This is a genomic window from Paenibacillus sp. W2I17 (genome assembly GCF_030815985.1).
Lineage (GTDB): Bacteria > Bacillota > Bacilli > Paenibacillales > Paenibacillaceae > Paenibacillus.
Map to the genome: position 1 here is coordinate 2,268,377 of NZ_JAUSXM010000001.1, position 18,017 is coordinate 2,286,393.

An 18,017-nucleotide genomic window follows, 5' to 3' on the forward strand; every position below is an offset into this window, starting at 1 on the left:
TGCAAATGGATTCCATCGTGCATCATGCACTACACATTCCAAGTGCTTATCCTTCATTCTCCAGAAGAAATTCCTGCTCGGCAGGCCACGACAGCGTAACGCGTAATCCCCCAAGTTCCGATTCCGTTATATCAAGCCCAGCCTGCTCCCCATATCGAAGCTGGAGTCTCTGATTTACATTCCACAGGCCACAGCCCATCTCCTGATCCATCGTTCCCCTGAGCTTATTCAGAAGCGCCTCACGTGCCTCCTGCGTCATGCCTTGCCCATCATCTTCTACCACAAGAACCATGACACTGCCCTGTTTTTCCCCGGATACTCTTATTTCTCCGGCCTCCGCGTCCGCTTCGATACCGTGAATCACCGCATTCTCCACCAATGGTTGCACGATGAGTGGCGGTACCTCCTGTCTTAACATCTCATCAGGCAGATCAATCTTGTAATGAATGCGGTCCATACGCATCCGTTGGATCTCCAGATAACAGCTGACAAATTCAATCTCTTCTGTCAACGGTACCACGTCCCGCTCCTGTCTTGTCGTATACCGATAATATCGCGATAGATTATGCGACATCGCTACAACAGCGTCCATACGCTTCAGCTTCGCCATACTTGTAATGAAGGAGAAACAATTATAGAAAAAGTGCGGGTTAATCTGCGATTGCAGCTGCTTCAACCGGGCTTCACGCACATGAATCTGTTCCAGGTAAACGTGTTCAAATAACTGCTGGATCTGCTCCACCATCAAGTTGAAACGTTCGGAAAGGAAACTGAATTCATTGCGGCCTTTTGGCTTAATCCTCACGGAATAATCTTCTTGCTTCAACCGCTGGAACCCACGAATGAGTTGTTTCACTGGTACCTGTACCTGAACATAGAACAAATACGCCACACCAAAACTCATTAACAACAAACAAATCATGGAAGAATAGAACAGCATATTGGATTGATGAATAGGCTTCAGAATATCTGACAGGGGCATGTAGTCCACCAAATACCAGCCTGTTGTACTGGATTTCACGGTGTTAACCATGTAAGGCTCGTCCCCGATCACCACTGTACGGTTATCAACGTCCTGAAGTTTATGAACGGACAGTTCTTCCATCAACTGATTCGTTAATGAACGATCTGAAGTCCGATTATAGATAACCCCCGACTCTTCTCGGAAATAGAAGGGATCATGCCTGCCATCGTCCTTGAATTTGTCGAGCATATCCCGAATGTTGTCACTATCAAACTCCAGTTTAATAATCGTTTCCGCATTATTAGCCGGGTCTTTAATGCCGTACGGAGATACCGTAATCCAGCTAAACATGAACCGATCATCTTCCCCATCCTGAATTTTGCGTACATCCCAGCCGGAACTGATATTCTCCCTTAGCGCTTGTTTATCGTAAGAACGTGCGTCCCTTTCGGAAACCACCCTGCCCAGCGAAGGAGAATACAGATATAATTTCGTGGCCCAATTGGATGAGCTTTCCTGAATACTCAGCTTATTCTGAATACGTTTGACCAGGTTGATCGCATCCAGGTCAAAGTAGTTACTGTCCGCATAGATTCGCCTGAAGCTGGCAATATCAGGATCATGTATGAGCAGATTCGGCCATGAGGATAACAGTTCGATGTTTGTGTTCACTTGATTTTGGAAAAATTCAAGCTGATTACTATTTGATCGATTCAACTCATCTCTGAGAACAGCTGTTGTTTTGTGATTGGAGTACCAGTACAGAAGCACCACAGGAATCAGCATAATCAGAATAAGAATGACCATTTTGGAAAACAGATTTGTCCGATATGACATCTTTTCATCTCACCTTGTCTTAATTTGTCGTGACATTAATTGTAATGATGTAAGCGCTAAAGACAAACTATTTTTTTTGAGACAAACCGATTCATTATCTAGCGTAAGCGTTACCAATTCAAGGGGAAAGGAGATAAAACCAATATTTCTGCACTAAATGCAACTTCCACGCACAAAAAGAGCCAGCGATTAGCCAGCTCTCTATCTAATTTCAGTATATATCTTTGATCTTTCTATTCAACTCAAACCTTATTCCACTTCTGTTTATGTAATTATTCTTTTTTTCTATAAAAATATCAACTATGGAATATCATAATCAAACACCGTATTCGCTCCATCCACGCCTACATCCAGCACAATATCCATAAGTTTCCCACTGACAAACAGAGGGGATTCCGCTTTCCCGTAAAACTCCAACTTGCCTGTAAACGTTCCATGGCGTTCAATCTCAACATGTACTGGCTTTAATTGGACAGACTGCAAGGCTTCCAATAATGGATCGTCCTTAAACTTATAACTGCGTGCGAGATCAGGCAATAACACGGCGGATACGGAATCTCTGCCGTAATTTTTGAGTGTCAGGTCACAGGTTGCTCGGGTCTCACCCGTTTTCAGCACGTTAAAGGTACAAGAGCTTGCATTCTGAACATAGGATACCGCATTAATGCCTGTAGCTCCCCACTTGGCTACATACATGAATTTATCCGTCATGTACGAATAACTGAGAACGATAGCGATAACTACGATCCATAACCCTTTTGCAAGACCGGGGAACGATTTCCCGATTTCTTTGCGTGTAAGGTAGAAGCCGCAAGCGAAGATCCCCAATCCTAGAAAAAGTGTGATATGTACACCACTTAAATAAGACGTAGTATACGGTGATATACCTATTGCTGACAGCATGGTATCTCCAACAGAAAAACCAAGATGATGGTTAAATGTAAAGATAATAGCAAATAGCAATAAAGCCCCTGAGAACACAAGTCTGGTTCTCGACACACGAACACCCCCTAATCAACCACCTTATTATATCATATTTTTCCTATTTATGATTAACAATCCAAATCAAAAAAACAACAATAAAAAGAACGCCTTCGGTTGTTCACCGAAAACGTCCTCCCTATTTGCCACCGACAAGAGCTTGTAGTAACACAGGTCTCTCTGGCATGGCTGACGATCATTTATTGCTTAGACAAGAATGCATCGAGTTGTTCCTGTTTGGCTGCAATAATTTTATCAATTCCCGCTGCTTTCAATTTCTCCAAATATTTCGGAATCATCTCATTTGGATCAACGGCGCCCGATGTCATACCCGGCTTGAACTGTTTGTTCACGTTGTTGACCGCAGCAATTTCATTTTTGACAGATTGGCTATTGAACGTAAAGCCCAGTGCTGGAGACTTCACACCTTTGGCGTTAAATTCTTTGAACTTTTCCCACTTCTGCGGATCTTCATTATCCCATAGGAAGTTCAGGAACTGGTTACCAAGCTGCCATTGGGCACCTGGGTTATAGGTACGACTGTTAGCATCAACGCCTTCAGGGAGAGCAATGATATTATCCTGTCCGTCTTTTTTTACATAATGAGTACCTTCAATTCCGAAGTTCAGCAAGTTGTTAATTTCCTTGTCGGAATGCAGCAGGTTAATAACCTGCATCGCTTTCTCCGGTTGCTCGGAAGAACGGGAGATTGCAAGCATCGCTCCAGACGCATCACCCGTCGTGATTGTCGGCTGTGTCATCTCAATCTGAGTGAGTGGGAAACCCACATACCCTTCTTCTTCTTTATCCTTGCCTGGCTTCATGCCATCTGTCCAGAGAAACGCTTTTCCAGCCTTGGCCTGGTCTTTCGGGAACACATTAGAAGTAGCAGCATCACTGTTGATATATCCCGCTTGATACCACTTGCGAGCGAGTTCAGCCGCTTCTTTGAATTCAGGGGTCTCCACTTCATTCAGCACCGTTGTTCCGCCTGCTGTTTTGGAGATGACTCCAGGTACGGAAGCATCACCGAGATAATCCCAATCCAGATTTTCCAACAGCCCGTTACCGTTGGTATTGGACATATAGAATGGTGTGATGGCTGGCTCGTTTTCCTTGATTGTTTTGAGCAGGGGCTCCAGATCAGCCCATGTCTTTACAGCTGTCAGGTCCAGCTTATACTTGTCAGCCAGATCTTTACGTACCAACACACCACGTGTGGCAGCGAGTTCCTTATTCGTAGGAACGCCGTAATTCACGCCGTCTACCTGGGAACCTTCCAGAAAGGCAGGGTCCAGGTTTTTCTTAATATCCTGACCATGTGCATCAAGCAGATCATTCAAGGGCAAGAATGCGCCTTTAGCTACATTCACCGTGTAGTTCTGCCAAGCTGCTGTGAAGATAATGTCTGATTTTTCACCTGAGGAAATCATGAGATTCAGCTTGTTATCCCATTGTCCCCAGTCAATTGCATTGATCTTAAGCGTGGCTCCGATCTTTGGTTCCATCTTTTTGTTAATCTCGGCTTCCACCAGAGCGACATCCTTCTGTGGTGTCCCTGGGTAGAACAGTGTCACTTCATAGGGTTTGCCCCCACCTTCACTTGCTCCTCCGCCTTCTGCGCCAGGTGTTGTTGTTCCACCCTTGTCTGATGAGCAAGCAGCCAGCACCAGGCTCAGCGCCATAACCGTTGCCATCATGCGTGACCATACCTTTAATGATCTAACCAATTGAACCCCTCCTGTCATGTGTTGAACCATACAACCGAATTCCCCAATTCACAATTAAACCGATAACTACTTCTGTATATGCCCTTTCAGTCCATCTTCATTTACCTTGCCCACTCCGCTAACCGGTTCAGAGTTATCCCTTCACAGCGCCAACCGTAAGACCTTTGATGAAATAACGCTGGAAGAACGGATATGCCAGTACAATTGGACCAATACCGACCACAGCCATCGCCATTTGCAGAGTTTTGTTAGGCAGATTGAGCAATCCACCCTGCGACGAAATCTGTGAAGAGACGTTGGAGTTGGTTGTTAAATATTGAATATCGAGCAGCGTCCGGTACATAAGGTACTGAAGGCTGATCGTCCGGTTATCTGATATAAAAATCATGCTAAGGTACCAGTCATTCCAGTAATTCAATGTACTGAACAACGCAACGGTTGCCATTACGGGAAGAGAGAGCGGAAGCACGATACGTGCAAACGTTCTCAATTCTCCCGCACCATCAATCCGAGCCGATTCCAGAATAGACACCGGAATGGAGTTCGCGAAGAATGTACGCATGACCAGTACAAAGAATGGGGATAGCAGTAGCGGCATAATGAGTGCCAGTAGGGAGTTTTTCAGATCCAATACGTTGACATAGACCAGGTACCAAGGTACCAGACCCCCATTGAACAACATTGTGAAGAAGATGAAAAAGGCGAACCAGCCCCGGTAAGGCAGATCTCTCCGTGAGAGCGGATACGCATACAATGCGGTCAGCGCAACACTTGTAATGGTACCTACAACGGTAACGATAAAGGATATACCATACGAGTGAATGATCTGATCCATATCTCTGAACAGAAACTCATAAGCCGTCAGGCTGAATTTCTCTGGAATAAGTTTATATCCATTGGCAATTACTGTTGTCTCGTCCGAAAATGAGATGGCGAAGACAAGCAGGATCGGCACGATACAGGCAATGGCATAGAATAGAAACATCGCATGAATAACGGATGCGGAACGCTTCGATACGGCTAGTGGATCACGTGATTTCACAGCTGACTTGCCTCCTCTCAAAATAATGCATTATCTTTATCTATTCGCCTTACGATGGTATTGGATACAAGAACCAGAACAAATCCAACGATTGCTTGGTATAGACCAGCTGCTGATGACATCCCGATATCTCCACCGATAAGGAACGTACGATATACGTAGGTATCCAGTACATTCGTTACAGGGAACAGCGCCCCCGATTCCAATGGAACCTGGTAGAACAGACTGAAGTCTGCATAGAATATACGGCCAATTTGCAATAACGTCATAATGACGATTAATGGGACGAGAAACGGAATGGTAATGAAACGGATCTGATGCCATTTGGTTGCGCCATCGAGCACAGCTGCTTCATAATATTCTTCATCGATACCCACGACAGCTGCCAGATAAATGACGGCATAATATCCAATATTTTTCCATGTGTTCACCAGTGGCAAAATATACGGCCAATACTTCGGCTCTGAATACCAGTCGATCGGCTGACCGCCGAACATCTGCAGAATCGTTGAGTTCATGAAGCCTGAATCCTTGCCCAGGAAAGCCAGTACCAGATAACTGACCACAATCATGGACAGGAAATACGGTAATAACATAAGTGATTGATATAACTTGGACATTGCCTTGTTCTTCACTTCATTGAGCAGAATAGCAAGCCCGACACCTACAAAGAGATTCAGTGCAATGAACACCGTGTTATACGCGAGTGTATTTCGGGTAATTTCCCATGCATCACTGGTTGAGAATAAATATTTAAAATTGTCCCATCCACTCCATGGGCTACCCCAAATACCATCAGCATAGTTTACATTTTTGAATGCGATCAGAACGCCGAACATCGGCATATAGTTGTTCACCAGCAGAAACAGGACACCTGGCAAGAACATGAGATACAGCACCTTGAATTTGCCAAGATTGTGCCACACAGACTTGCGCTTTCGGACTGTTTCTCCCGGTATTTCCGATATCCGTACTCCCTGACCCGCCTGGGGTTGTGTCTTCATAACTTGTTCTCCCTCACTCCTCTTGAATTCTTCCTCAGGATGAAGCTCCGTTGCGGCTCCTGTGGTTCAAGTATACGGCGGGGCGAGTAAGACCTCTATCTGCTGTGGTGACCTGTTGACTTATCAAATTATGACTTTAGTACCAAAAAAAACAAAAGACGCAGCATGCTGCGCCCTGAACTATACGGTACGTGACTGTTTTCGAAACTCCTGTGGCGTTATACCCGTGCACTTTTTGAACATTTTAGTGAAATGCGAGTAATTATAGTACCCCACCTTGCCAGCGATATCCGTCACTTTGACGGTGGACTGGGACAACAATGTCTTTGCTTTGGCTACTCTGCCCTGCAGGATAAACTCAGATAGGGACATCCCCTTCTCTTTCCGAAACAGACGTGATAGATAAGCAGGATTGAATCCGGCAAAAGCTGCAAGCTCCTCTCGCATAAGTTCTTCACCAATATGAGTTTCAATATAAACGCACAACTGATCCACAATGGTCATGGGGCTATGATCGTCCGGGTACAACACCGGGATAACACGATCAATCAGATCCGACGTCCCACTGCTTCAACTGCGGCAACGACCTTGTCACCATACCCTCTTCCGGCTCCCGTTCACCCGGATAAAGACTGCGTATTGACACGTTTTTCTGATGAAGCAGCGGATAGACCACATGCAGCATGGCATGATAGTAGAGATGCAGCATTTCAGGAGACAAACCCTCCTGTGCAGCAAGCAACTCAAAAATCTCATCCACACGTTCTCGCAAATCCCCTACTTTACCTGTCTCAAAAAGAATGGATAATTCCGAAAACCATGGAATAGGCAAAAAGCGATCTTCCTGATCTCTTCCCCGCTCATCATAGACAAATACTTCTTCAAGCTCCTTAATATTACGCCGCTCCATATCCATCAGTTCATTTAACATGCCTTGCAGCTCAGTCACAGCAACCGGGGCACCAACATAACAGGACAACCGACAGTAGAAATACGTACCACATTCCTGAATATATCCCTGACAACGTTGTGCCACTTCGCTCGCACTCGGAATGATGCCATCTTGCTCATAAGCAAGCACAATATTTAATCCACTTTGATCCTGAAACACCTCACCGGGCTTGTCGCCAAGCAGCATCTCTTTGGCTGCATTACGAAGGGCATATTCCAATACCTCTTCGTCACGCAAATCAAAATCACGCACCCATTCCTCTACCGATATCACAATGGGTAACACACGAGCCTGCGGATCAATCTCGGCACCATACAGTTCTGCGAGCTCTTGCAACCGTTGTTCGGTTAACGTGATACGCTGAGAGATGGCATCTTTCCAGAAGCGTTCCGTCAGTAGCGGTTTATGGGTTTGCCAGCGTTTGTATACGGTCTCATAAACTTCGTTGGTACGGGTACGCTGCTCTCCATCCTTGATCTTCTCCACTGCCTGGGTGACTACCTTAATCAATTGATCCGCTGGAGCCGGCTTCAACACATAATCAAAGCTGCTTAGCTTAATGGCTGTCTGAGCATAATCGAATAAAGCATGCCCTGTCAGGAAAATGGTCAGTATGCCTGGATCATGTTTTAACACCCAACTTTGCAGGTCAAGCCCTGTTTCACCAGGCATCTCGATATCACAGATCATGATATCAATAGCATTAGCCCTTAAAATCTTTCTTGCCTCTTCGGCATCACCAGCACTGTATATCTGGTCGATGCCTGCTGCTTGCCAATCGACTCCTTCCACCATTGCTTGTAGTGCATACACTTCATCATCCACGATCAACAGGTTCCGCATAGGCTCCCCCTTCTTCCTCTTCGGTCTGAGCGGGTAAATCAATGATGACTTTGGCGCCATGATCCACCTCATTGCCAAACTGCAAACTGGCTTGATCACCATACTTTACTAAAAGCCGATGAGCCACGTTCCATATACCGATATGCTGTCCACTCGGGTCTTCAGCGTATTGTCCATGTTGCAGACGCCCCAACAACTCCTCTTCAAATCCGACACCATTATCCACAATCATCAGTTGAAGCACCGTCCCATCGACCTGACCGGACGACTTCTCACCAAGGCGCGCCACGATCCGAATGACAAATGCTTGTGTCCGGCGCTGAAATCCATGAATAATGGCATTCTCCACAAAAGGTTGAATGGTTAATGGCGGAATCACATAATGTCCCAGATTCGGTTCGATATCCAGTTCAAAATCGAATCTGCTTGGAAACCTCAGCTTTTGAATTTCTAAGTAATGACGAATGTGCTCCAGCTCTTCATCCAGACGAATAACACGTTTGCCTGCACGCAGACTGAATCGAAAATAATCGGCCAGATGACCAGCCATCTGCTGCACCAACTCATGCTTTTGCAAGGAAGCCAGACTATGAATAATATTGAGTGAATTCAAGTAAAAGTGAGGATTGATCTGCATCTGCAGTTGTTTGAACTCTGCCTCCCGCGTCCGGAGTTGTTCCTCATACACATCAATCTTCAGATGCCTGATCTCACTGGTCATTTGATTGAAACTTCGTGTCATAAATTCAAGTTCCGAGGAAGATGGCGGGTCCAGCTTCACATCGAGATCTCCACGGCTCACCCTTCTCATGCCTCGGATTAACGCATTCATCGGGCGGAATAACAGATGCCGCAAAAAGATCAGTGCAGTAACCAGAATTACTGCCGCACCAATGGGAAGCAGACGAATGATCTGCTGGAAAAACGGGAGGTTACGCATCATGTCTTCCTCAGGCAGCAGCACGATATAATTCATCTCGGACATGGCCGAAGCAATACCCAACATCAAATATTGACGTGCTTCTCCCTTGTTCACAACTTCAGAGATAACCTGATACGGATTCTTCAGGCCAGGAAGATGCGCTGCAGCCAGCTGAATCTGTGCAGTATTTAATGTGGAATCCGATAGTGCCCCACCGTCTGTTCCAACAATGACTGCGCCTCCCCGATCTCCGGATTCAGTGAATTGTTGTGTATGATTCAGTGCATTCATATCAACAAGTGCACCTGCATAGAACTGCTGGTTGATTCGCACCGTTTTCACCAGCGCATTCCACGTCCCGCCACGCACAATGCTCCATTCCGGCTTCTGGATATCCCCTTCCAATTGCTGCATCTGGACTGGCATACTCTCCTGCACAACCGACTTTTTGACATCATAATTGCCTGAAGTGGCGAGCAGCAGATCATCATTCACGGCATCATATAGAAAAAAAGAATCGATTAGATTATAAAAACCGATATCTGTCATGAATTTGTTCATAATCCGTTGCTTTGCAATGATATAATCACCGCTGCCGTATTTCAGAAAAAACAGAGAGATAATATCCGGGTCCCGCTCACCCAGACTATATAAATACCGATTCGTCTCCTGTAACACACGTTCATTCTGCTCCACACTCTTGGCGAGATGATTCATATTGGTGAGGGATACTTTGTCACGTACAACTTTCATGGCGTAGACGTTGTTGTAATAAAGCAGCATGAATAATGGCAGCATGATCAATGTAAGACCCACTATAAATTTAAAACGAAGTGAACGGATTAAACTCATGGATTATAGATTCCCGCCCTTTTAGTTCAACATAGTTTTTCTATTTTCTTCCTTATGATGGCATGTTTATTGTAATCACCCCTGCTTGCCATTGTCTATGGGGTCCCGTGACCTTCACCTATCAATTCTGGTGACTTTCATCCGCTCCAATTTCAAGAGTAACAAGCTTCATGTTGTAATAAATTCTCCAGTTGTAAAAAAAATCCTTCATTATTACTCTGAAGCTTCTCCCTAAAAATAAATGCTGCGGCAAACCCCGGACTCCACGAACGCCCGATCTTGACATGCATACGATATATCACTCCTCGGGTTAGTCACCAGGATGTAGGGAGGCCTGTTCGATGAATATTCAACTCACTGCGTTACACTATGTCTATCTGGCATTTATCGTCTTGATCATCGCCGTAATGATCCGGCGCAGGGACACCACCATCATCTGTGTCGCGGGTATTATGACCATTGGACTTCTGGCAACCGAAACCTTAAGCGGGTCAGTTGCTGGGATCTTCAGCAGTTTTATCTATGCAACAAAAGAATTGTTAAGTACGATCTTCATCATCTCGATTATTGTGGCAATGAGCCGTGTTCTAATCAGAACCGGCATTAATGAGGTCATGGTAACACCCGTCACCCGGTTTATCCGTTCCCCTCAGGTCGCGTATTGGGGTATCGGATTGATCATGATGGTAGTATCGCTATTTTTCTGGCCATCCCCAGCAGTAGCACTCGTCGGTGCAGTACTGCTTCCTGTAGCCGTGCGTGTAGGTCTTCCTCCGATTGGAGCTGCTATTGCCATGAATCTGTTCGGACATGGGATTGCACTGTCGGGAGATTACATTATTCAGGGGGCTCCCAAACTTACGGCCGATGCAGCCGGTATACCGGTTACTTCCGTCATGACGGCCAGCATACCTCTGGTCATTGTCATGGGAACGGTATCTACACTTACAGCCTTCTGGATGCTGCGCAAAGAGATGAAATCAGGTTCACCTGTCCATTCCCCAAACGTTATATCTGGTACCGTGAACACGGAACCTTCTTCCTCATCAGAGGCTGTGTCCACTTCTCAACCTGGCAATCTGCCTGTTGAACGTCAAGCCATGTCACTCCGTTTGCAAAAAGCATTCGCTCTGCTTATCCCTCTGTTATTCGCAGTTGATGTGATTCTGATGTTTGTATTGAAGTTGCAAGGTGGCGACGCAACAGCTCTGATTGGCGGAACCGCTGTGGTTATACTGATTGCCGTTACCCTTGCCGCACATCGACATGCGGGACCAGAGGAAACGACCAATTATTTAATAGAAGGATTTCAGTTTGGTTTCAAGGTGTTTGGACCAGTTATTCCCATAGCCGCATTTTTTTATCTGGGAGATGCTGCGATTACGGAATTGTTCATCAACCCTCTTCCTGAAGGTTCACACGGGATTGTGAATGATCTCGGGGTCGCACTTGCTGGGCTGGTGCCATTGAATGATACGGTGGGCGCCATTACAATGACGGTGACCGGAGCGGTCACAGGAATGGATGGTTCGGGGTTCTCGGGGATATCCCTGGTTGGCTCGATTGCGTCCATGTTTGCAGGATCGGCAGATTCCGCACCTGTGCTGACAGCACTCGGTCAGGTTGCAGCCATATGGGTAGGTGGCGGAACCTTGATTCCATGGGCATTGATTCCTGCTGCTGCAATCTGCGGAGTCAATCCTTTTGAACTTGCAAGACGCAACCTGAAGCCTGTGCTGCTGGGGCTCACGGTAACAACAATTGTAGCCATCTTTCTAATCTGACCAAAGGTTATGCTAAACCGTTTAAAAAGACGTGCGTGAACGCGCCCAGTTCCAGAGATCTTCACGTTTCATCTCTGCCAGATGCAGCATGTCCACATATGGATCTCCCTGTAATCCAAGTACAGAAGCAAAAGCAGGCTCCGTCTTCCACCCTGCCTGTTTCAGTCTGCGGATCTCACGATGTCCCGCGTCCCCCCACAGTTGCAACAATCTCCACTCTACGATCATATGTAAGTATGCATTCTGCCTGTAAACTGGCACGGATTGGGCAAAAATCTCCACAGGCCAATGTCCCACTTGCAAATTACAAGTCACATAAGGACGTTGGTCTGGAAGATCCCCACCACGTACACATTGAAATTCAGCAACGGCTCCGATTCGATTGTGTATCTCGGCTTCAAACACGTCCAGATCCTCTGCATAACACAGCAGATCCAGATCACTGCCCGGAATATCAATATCAATCGGTACCGTTCCTGCTGGATATGGGTGATAGTCAGCTAATATATCGAGCAAGCCACTGCTCTGTAACACATGATAGGCATCCTGCTGACGTGCATCACCCGAAGCCAGATGTGCCATTACTTCTGCGGTAGTACTCATCTCCCCGCCTTGGGCCACAGTTAGTTCGTGCCTCCTGTAATGACCTGTTTCACACGTCCCACTTGACCACTCGTCAGTCGTACTTTGATTCCGTGTGGATGCGTAGGTGACTTGGTTAACAGATCCTTTACAATTCCACGTGTCAGCTTACCAGTAGCTTGATCCTGCTTCAGCACAATGTCCACTTCCAGACCTGGCTTAATATTTACACGTTGTTGTCCATTCATTATGTTCACTCTCCTCTATATCGTAATTCATATCTTGTATACTATATAACCCTTAAACACAAAGCTCCATCTATTGTAGACGTTTTGGTTTCAAAAAAAAAGCTATGCAGACAACAACCTCCTACTTCTGGTTCAACGTTTTATATGGGACACATGGAGACCAAGATAAAGAAACCGCAGGTCTCTTCATCTGAGACCTACGGTTTCTAAATTGGATTACCATTCTTAGGGCTTCACGTGCTTCAATATTGACGAAGGTGAAGTGTTGTCCTTCGCAGCTTCGCGTGCCTTCACAGCAAGCAGCTCAGACACCGTCACGAATCGATATCCCTGCTGCTGTAACTTCGGCAGGATTGTTTTGAGTGCAGCTACTGTATGGGACTTGCCTTCCACCTTATCGTGGAAGAGTACAATATCCCCATTGCGTGCGTTATTCAGTACTTTTTTAACGATAGCCGATACACCTGGAGATGCCCAGTCCCGTGTATCCTGATGCCAAGACCAGAGTACAATGGTATATCCTTTTTGTTTGGCAGCCTGAATGACCATGTCATTGTAATAGCCGCCCGGTGGCCTGAACAACAGGGGCCGCTCCGCGCCTGCTTCAATGATGGAACTTTCTGCTTCGTTCATATCCTTCATGTACTTGTCCGCACTAGTTGATCGAACTGCATACGTGTGCGCATACGTATGATTGGCGATTTCATGCCCTTCGAGCTGTTCCTGCTTAATCAGTTCAGGAAATTTATCTGCCCATTTGCCAAGTACAAAAAAAGTTCCTTTAGCATGATACTGCTGTAACAAAGCCAGAATCTGCGGAGTCTGAATCGGATCTGGTCCATCATCAAAGGTAAGGGCGATGAGTTTATCCTGTGTGGGAACTTCCCACACAATCTCTCCTCGTTCCTCATAATACTGACGGTTCTTCTGTACAGGCTTTGCATAGGCAGAACTGCTACCCAGCAAAATAATTAGCGTGAACATTCCGATGACTCGGGCTGCCTTCAGGTTCATGTGGTGTCCTCACTTTGTCTTCATACGTAAACTCCCTGTTAGCATTTCCCGATTCACCCGAACTCATTAACGAAAGATCTGATCCACGACTGCAATTTCTTCAGCAGTTAATTCCACATTTAATGTTTGCAGATTGTTAATGACCTGCTCGGGTCGCTTGGCACCCGGAATCAATGCATCGATGGAAGGCTGAGTCAGGTACCAGGCCAGAACCAGATGAGCAACCTCAACATCCTTGGATTGTGCTATGCTGCGCAGTTGCTCAACTTTATCGAGATTTTCAATGAAAGCTTCACCCGTAAACAGCGGGTTCTTTGCCCGTCCATCCTTAAAGGTTGTATTGCGATTATATTTACCGCCCAGCAGTCCCGCAGCCAGTGGGAAGTAGGGCACAAAAGAAATCTCATGCTCAGCCGTATACGGCAACAGCTCTTTCTCCGCATCTCTTTTGAACAGATTATATTCAGATTGCAGTACGTCTACATGCCCGTCCTTGTTGGCTTCACGCAACTGATCAATGGAGAAATTAGATACGCCAATGGCACGAATTTTGCCAGCGTCTTTCAATTGTTTTAACGTATCTACCGCTTCATCCTTAGGCGTATGTTCATCCGGAAAGTGGATGTAGAACAGATCAATGTAATCGGTTTGCAGTCGTTTCAACGCCTCATCCACGGACGTTTTCAGAAAAGCAGGTGAGTTATCCATGACAATCTTGCCATCCACTAATTTATGAGCTGCCTTGGTTGCAATGATGGTATTCTGACGCTGACCGGTTTCCTTCAATACTTCACCGATCAGTCGTTCGGAATGCTCCGGTCCATAGATGTATGCCGTATCCACAAAGTTAATACCTTGTTTCAAAGCCGTACGAACCACTTCCTTACCTGTCTCATCATTCAGCATGTCCGGATAGATATTATGTCCGCCTACTGCATTCGCACCCAGTCCAATGGGATTCACGATCAGATCCGTCTTGCCCAACCGAATTTGTTGTTCTGCCATGTCTCATCTCTCCTTCACTGATCGATATAAGTACATTTCTGTAATGATGCGTGTTTCTTGTTACATATTATAGCAAACCATTTAGCATATTTAAAATATCGGGTTTATCGGATTAAGTGTTTTTCAACGCAGTCGCTTCCACATCGTTAATAAACCGGCGCAGTTTCGCAGCCACATCACGGGTGATTTCACCGTTTTCATACAGTTGTTGCACTGTATTACGCTGTTCCTGAATCGCCACCATCTGCAACTCCAATTTCTCCTGATTAAACGGATCTTCCGTTTTACCTTGGTTCCAGGTGCGCAATTTGGCAATTACACGCTCATACTTGGCAATGACCGACAGTGCGACGACTCGATTCCCATCATTCATATGAGCACGAATGGCCTTAATTGCTGCTTCAGAGGTGCGCAGCTTCACCTGACGGAACAGTTCTGCATTTTCAAGCATAAATGGTTGATTCGGCTTCTGGGACCGGTTGGTGAACAGATGTCCTAACACACGCCCGATCTCGCTGATCGAGGTCATGAACTGAGTGTTTGCGCGATTCGCCAGCATCATTTCCTTGCGATCCAGCCAGCTGTCACATTTGAAGGCCGCATCAGAAGCAATTGCATTGTCGTCTAACATTACTTCAACTTCTTTACGCTCCGCCCGGGTGGCAATCAGGTTAATAGCCGTTTCTTGTTTCTGAATATCTTTGCGTTTATCGGCGGTAAGCTGACCTGCGGCCTGTCTGATGTACTTGGACAAGTCGGAGACAACCGCGAGTGCCGCAGCTTTGTTCTCATCGTTCATTTCGGATTTGACAGCTCGTATTGCCGCATTCAGCATAATGTCATGTGCTTTTCGTTCTGACTTCTGCGGTGTTTCTTCTGTGGATTTCCCATCGTCCTTGGCCAGAACTGGAAGAAACACGCTCGCCGCAATCAGGGAGAAGAGGATAACCCCTGCCGCGAGGAAAATAATCAGATCCCGTTCAGGGAAAGGTGATCCATCCTGAAGCACATAAGGAATGGAGAACGCACCCGCCAATGTTACAGCCCCCCGCACCCCAGAGAGGGAAATGATCGTAATATCCTTGAATCTGGGCCTGCCAATAGAGGATTTGGTACGCAGCAATTCATTCCCTTGCCAGAACAGATAGATCCAGAGAAAACGCAGAACCAGCAGTAGCACCGAGATCAAGCCCACATATCCCAACACCTGCAGATTATTAAACGAAACATTTTCAAAGATGGTACTCAACACATCCGGTACCTGTACACCCAAAATAACAAACACCAGACCATTTAGTATAAATAAAATGACTGACCATGTGCTCGCAGATACCACCTGCATTTTCAACTGAACCGATTCAGCGCGGTCACGCTCAATGGCGTGGATAATACCGCCTGCCACTACCGCAAGAATACCTGATACCCCAATTTCTTCACTCACCAGATAGATGATAAATGGCGTCAGGATTTGCAGCAGCATGTGAATGGTCACATCTTCCATGCCCAGTCTACGGATCCATACCCCTAGCCTGATTAACAGAAAAGATAACAATGCCCCGACAAGAAGTCCGCCAATCGCAATCAGAATAAAACTAAAGGTTGCCTGCGCCAGGGAAAATACACCTGTAACCGTGGCTGCAATCGCGAATTTGAAGGCGACCAAGCCGGATGCATCATTCATTAATGCTTCACCTTCAAGAAGCCTATGTATGCCTTTGGGCAAATGTACTCGCCCTGCCATGGCACCAACGGCCACTGCATCTGTCGGGGACAATATGGCTGCAAGAGCAAAAGCAGCAGGTAACGGAATCGAAGGAATCAGCCAGTGAATGGCATATCCCGCCACGACTACTGTCACGAATACAAGTCCCAGCGCAAGCAGAAGTATCGGTGCACGCAGATTCCATAATTCATTCCTAGGTGTTCGCTTACCATCGTTGTATAACAAAGGTGCGATGAACAGTACAAAGAACAACTCCGGATTCAACGGCAGATGAACACCTGCAGGAAGCAAAGCTATAGCTACACCAAGCACAATCTGAATGAGCGGAATGGGAATAAAGGGTACAAACCGGTTTAAAATATTGGATAAACCAATCAGTACCAGTAACACAAGTACGGCAATAAATATTTCCATGATGACAATCCCTTTCCGCTATAGAAGTGGTGAAACCTTTGTTGTATAGGTTTATTTTAACATAATCCAACCTTTATTATAAAAATGTTGTCATATTCATATACCCAATCAACTCGCCTCAGACCAGTCTGAATTGAAGATTTCTGATGGATTCTGTATATAAGATGTTACAATATGCTCAGGACAATACCCGTTTGGAAAGGAACTTGCATCTATGGCATTTGGAATTAAACGACAAGAGCTGGCTGCGTGGAAGGAACAAGTGGCTCGTGGTGAAATTGCGTACCTCACTCATTTCTGGATTGACAACCGATTCCCCGGTATCACCAGTGTCACCAAAGTTGGCTGTGCAGATCTGGAACGTCTCGAGCGTTGGTGCAACGATCATGGGCTGGACCCGCGATACATTCATCGGCGGCAGCCATTTCCCCACTTTGACCTGATGGGCAGCAAACAAAAAGAAATTTTGATCCAGGAAGGCTTTACGGATCATGTGGTTCGCTTTCATTTGTAATCAACTCAAAAACGCCAGTCTTCAAGGTTCATCCCTCCGCAATTAGGGACGAACTCATGAGGACTGACGTCTTCAAGGATCAAGTCATATTATGGACTACCGGTGGATCTGCTCAAACGACTTCATGTTCTCCAGCAGTTTCAGTTCAATTTTCTTTAGCATGCCAAACATCTGCTGTTGCTCCTCTTCGGAAAGTGCTTGCAACAATTCCCACGTCATTCGGCCACGATTCGCATTAAGTGTCTTGGCAAGCTGCGCGCCTTCATCCGTTAAGGACAGCCACACAATTCTCCGATCTTCTTCACTGCGCACCCGCTGGATCAACCCTTCCGTCTCCAGTTGATTCAGTACAATGGTGGTTGCGCCCGAAGACAAACTGAGTTGTCTGGCCACATCAACCGCCATGCAGCGTTTTTCACGTAAAATCATGCCCAATATATGACTTTTTGTCGGATTCAGTTTACAGTTGGTTTCGGTCTTCTGCTGCTGATCCAATACTTTGTTTTTATATCTGAAGAAGGCCTCCAACAATTGATCCACATTTGCCAATTGAGAGTTTCGCTCCGTATCCGGGCTCATAAACGTTCCTCCTGCCTTTCATCATAA

Annotated in this window: 16 protein-coding genes; 2 read left to right on the forward strand and 14 right to left on the reverse strand. The window is 46.1% G+C overall.

Annotated elements, in window-relative coordinates; all coding sequences use genetic code 11:
• Positions 1 to 46: 46 nt before the first annotated feature.
• The 8 genes from QF041_RS09865 to QF041_RS09900 form a co-directional block, all read right to left on the reverse strand.
• Positions 47 to 1,801: a sensor histidine kinase gene (locus QF041_RS09865; protein ID WP_307413819.1), complete on the reverse strand. Its 1,755-nt coding sequence runs from the start codon at positions 1,799 to 1,801 to the stop codon at positions 47 to 49.
• A 300-nt stretch (positions 1,802 to 2,101) separates the two neighbouring features.
• Entirely contained in the window at positions 2,102 to 2,800 is a 699-nt protein-coding gene (locus QF041_RS09870; RefSeq protein WP_237176031.1) for a hypothetical protein, read from the reverse strand.
• A gap of 182 nt (positions 2,801 to 2,982) precedes the next feature.
• Entirely contained in the window at positions 2,983 to 4,512 is a 1,530-nt protein-coding gene (locus QF041_RS09875; RefSeq protein WP_307413822.1) for an ABC transporter substrate-binding protein, read from the reverse strand.
• A 133-nt stretch (positions 4,513 to 4,645) separates the two neighbouring features.
• The gene (locus QF041_RS09880) at positions 4,646 to 5,554 is read right to left on the reverse strand and encodes a carbohydrate ABC transporter permease (protein ID WP_017689303.1); all 909 of its coding nucleotides are present in this window, start codon (positions 5,552 to 5,554) and stop codon (positions 4,646 to 4,648) included.
• A 17-nt stretch (positions 5,555 to 5,571) separates the two neighbouring features.
• Entirely contained in the window at positions 5,572 to 6,558 is a 987-nt protein-coding gene (locus QF041_RS09885) for an ABC transporter permease (RefSeq protein ID WP_307413823.1), read from the reverse strand.
• A gap of 180 nt (positions 6,559 to 6,738) precedes the next feature.
• Complete coding sequence (locus QF041_RS09890; RefSeq protein WP_307413825.1) at positions 6,739 to 7,062, reverse strand: helix-turn-helix domain-containing protein; 324 nt, start codon at positions 7,060 to 7,062, stop codon at positions 6,739 to 6,741.
• Between the two features lie 40 nt (positions 7,063 to 7,102).
• The gene (locus QF041_RS09895) at positions 7,103 to 8,353 is read right to left on the reverse strand and encodes a response regulator (RefSeq protein ID WP_307413826.1); all 1,251 of its coding nucleotides are present in this window, start codon (positions 8,351 to 8,353) and stop codon (positions 7,103 to 7,105) included.
• On the reverse strand, positions 8,328 to 10,127 hold the full coding sequence (locus tag QF041_RS09900) for a sensor histidine kinase (RefSeq protein ID WP_307413828.1): 1,800 nt from the start codon (positions 10,125 to 10,127) through the stop codon (positions 8,328 to 8,330). The genes QF041_RS09895 and QF041_RS09900 overlap by 26 nt, the downstream gene beginning before the upstream one ends.
• A 341-nt stretch (positions 10,128 to 10,468) precedes the next feature.
• Between QF041_RS09900 and QF041_RS09905 the strand changes: the two genes are divergently transcribed.
• Complete coding sequence (locus QF041_RS09905; protein ID WP_307413829.1) at positions 10,469 to 11,911, forward strand: hypothetical protein; 1,443 nt, start codon at positions 10,469 to 10,471, stop codon at positions 11,909 to 11,911.
• A gap of 21 nt (positions 11,912 to 11,932) precedes the next feature.
• Here QF041_RS09905 and QF041_RS09910 read toward each other — a convergent pair whose 3' ends face one another.
• From QF041_RS09910 to QF041_RS09930, 5 genes are all read right to left on the reverse strand, one after another.
• Positions 11,933 to 12,514, reverse strand: coding sequence for a DUF4269 domain-containing protein (locus QF041_RS09910; RefSeq protein ID WP_307413831.1), 582 nt, complete (start codon positions 12,512 to 12,514; stop codon positions 11,933 to 11,935).
• Between the two features lie 20 nt (positions 12,515 to 12,534).
• Positions 12,535 to 12,741: a YwbE family protein gene (locus tag QF041_RS09915; protein ID WP_221823438.1), complete on the reverse strand. Its 207-nt coding sequence runs from the start codon at positions 12,739 to 12,741 to the stop codon at positions 12,535 to 12,537.
• Positions 12,742 to 12,966: 225 nt separating this feature from the next.
• The gene (locus tag QF041_RS09920; RefSeq protein WP_307413834.1) at positions 12,967 to 13,755 is read right to left on the reverse strand and encodes a polysaccharide deacetylase family protein; all 789 of its coding nucleotides are present in this window, start codon (positions 13,753 to 13,755) and stop codon (positions 12,967 to 12,969) included.
• A gap of 66 nt (positions 13,756 to 13,821) precedes the next feature.
• Positions 13,822 to 14,760 carry an aldo/keto reductase gene (locus tag QF041_RS09925; RefSeq protein ID WP_307413837.1) on the reverse strand — a complete coding sequence of 313 codons (939 nt, stop codon included), beginning with the start codon at positions 14,758 to 14,760 and terminating at the stop codon, positions 13,822 to 13,824.
• A 112-nt stretch (positions 14,761 to 14,872) separates the two neighbouring features.
• Entirely contained in the window at positions 14,873 to 16,897 is a 2,025-nt protein-coding gene (locus QF041_RS09930; RefSeq protein ID WP_307413839.1) for a Na+/H+ antiporter, read from the reverse strand.
• A gap of 214 nt (positions 16,898 to 17,111) precedes the next feature.
• On the opposite strand from QF041_RS09930, the gene QF041_RS09935 reads away from it, so the two are divergent.
• Positions 17,112 to 17,411, forward strand: a complete 300-nt coding sequence (locus QF041_RS09935) for a hypothetical protein (protein ID WP_307413841.1) — start codon at positions 17,112 to 17,114, stop codon at positions 17,409 to 17,411.
• Between the two features lie 96 nt (positions 17,412 to 17,507).
• Here the strand turns inward: QF041_RS09935 and QF041_RS09940 are convergent, their stop codons facing one another.
• A complete protein-coding gene (locus tag QF041_RS09940; protein WP_036609579.1) occupies positions 17,508 to 17,990 on the reverse strand; it encodes a MarR family winged helix-turn-helix transcriptional regulator in 483 nt (160 codons plus the stop codon).
• Between the last annotated feature and the right edge of the window lie 27 nt (positions 17,991 to 18,017).

What these genes read in the sequence shown, in the direction of transcription:
- QF041_RS09900 (WP_307413828.1), bottom strand. Translation starts at nt 10,127, where the DNA reads ATGAGTTTAATCCGTTCACTTCGTTTTAAATTTATAGTGGGTCTTACA.
- QF041_RS09895 (WP_307413826.1), bottom strand. Translation starts at nt 8,353, where the DNA reads ATGCGGAACCTGTTGATCGTGGATGATGAAGTGTATGCACTACAAGCA.
- QF041_RS09925 (WP_307413837.1), bottom strand. Translation starts at nt 14,760, where the DNA reads ATGGCAGAACAACAAATTCGGTTGGGCAAGACGGATCTGATCGTGAAT.
- QF041_RS09930 (WP_307413839.1), bottom strand. Translation starts at nt 16,897, where the DNA reads ATGGAAATATTTATTGCCGTACTTGTGTTACTGGTACTGATTGGTTTA.
- QF041_RS09905 (WP_307413829.1), top strand. Translation starts at nt 10,469, where the DNA reads ATGAATATTCAACTCACTGCGTTACACTATGTCTATCTGGCATTTATC.
- QF041_RS09890 (WP_307413825.1), bottom strand. Translation starts at nt 7,062, where the DNA reads ATGACCATTGTGGATCAGTTGTGCGTTTATATTGAAACTCATATTGGT.
- QF041_RS09915 (WP_221823438.1), bottom strand. Translation starts at nt 12,741, where the DNA reads ATGAATGGACAACAACGTGTAAATATTAAGCCAGGTCTGGAAGTGGAC.
- QF041_RS09910 (WP_307413831.1), bottom strand. Translation starts at nt 12,514, where the DNA reads ATGAGTACTACCGCAGAAGTAATGGCACATCTGGCTTCGGGTGATGCA.
- QF041_RS09865 (WP_307413819.1), bottom strand. Translation starts at nt 1,801, where the DNA reads ATGTCATATCGGACAAATCTGTTTTCCAAAATGGTCATTCTTATTCTG.
- QF041_RS09935 (WP_307413841.1), top strand. Translation starts at nt 17,112, where the DNA reads ATGGCATTTGGAATTAAACGACAAGAGCTGGCTGCGTGGAAGGAACAA.
- QF041_RS09940 (WP_036609579.1), bottom strand. Translation starts at nt 17,990, where the DNA reads ATGAGCCCGGATACGGAGCGAAACTCTCAATTGGCAAATGTGGATCAA.
- QF041_RS09885 (WP_307413823.1), bottom strand. Translation starts at nt 6,558, where the DNA reads ATGAAGACACAACCCCAGGCGGGTCAGGGAGTACGGATATCGGAAATA.
- QF041_RS09920 (WP_307413834.1), bottom strand. Translation starts at nt 13,755, where the DNA reads ATGAACCTGAAGGCAGCCCGAGTCATCGGAATGTTCACGCTAATTATT.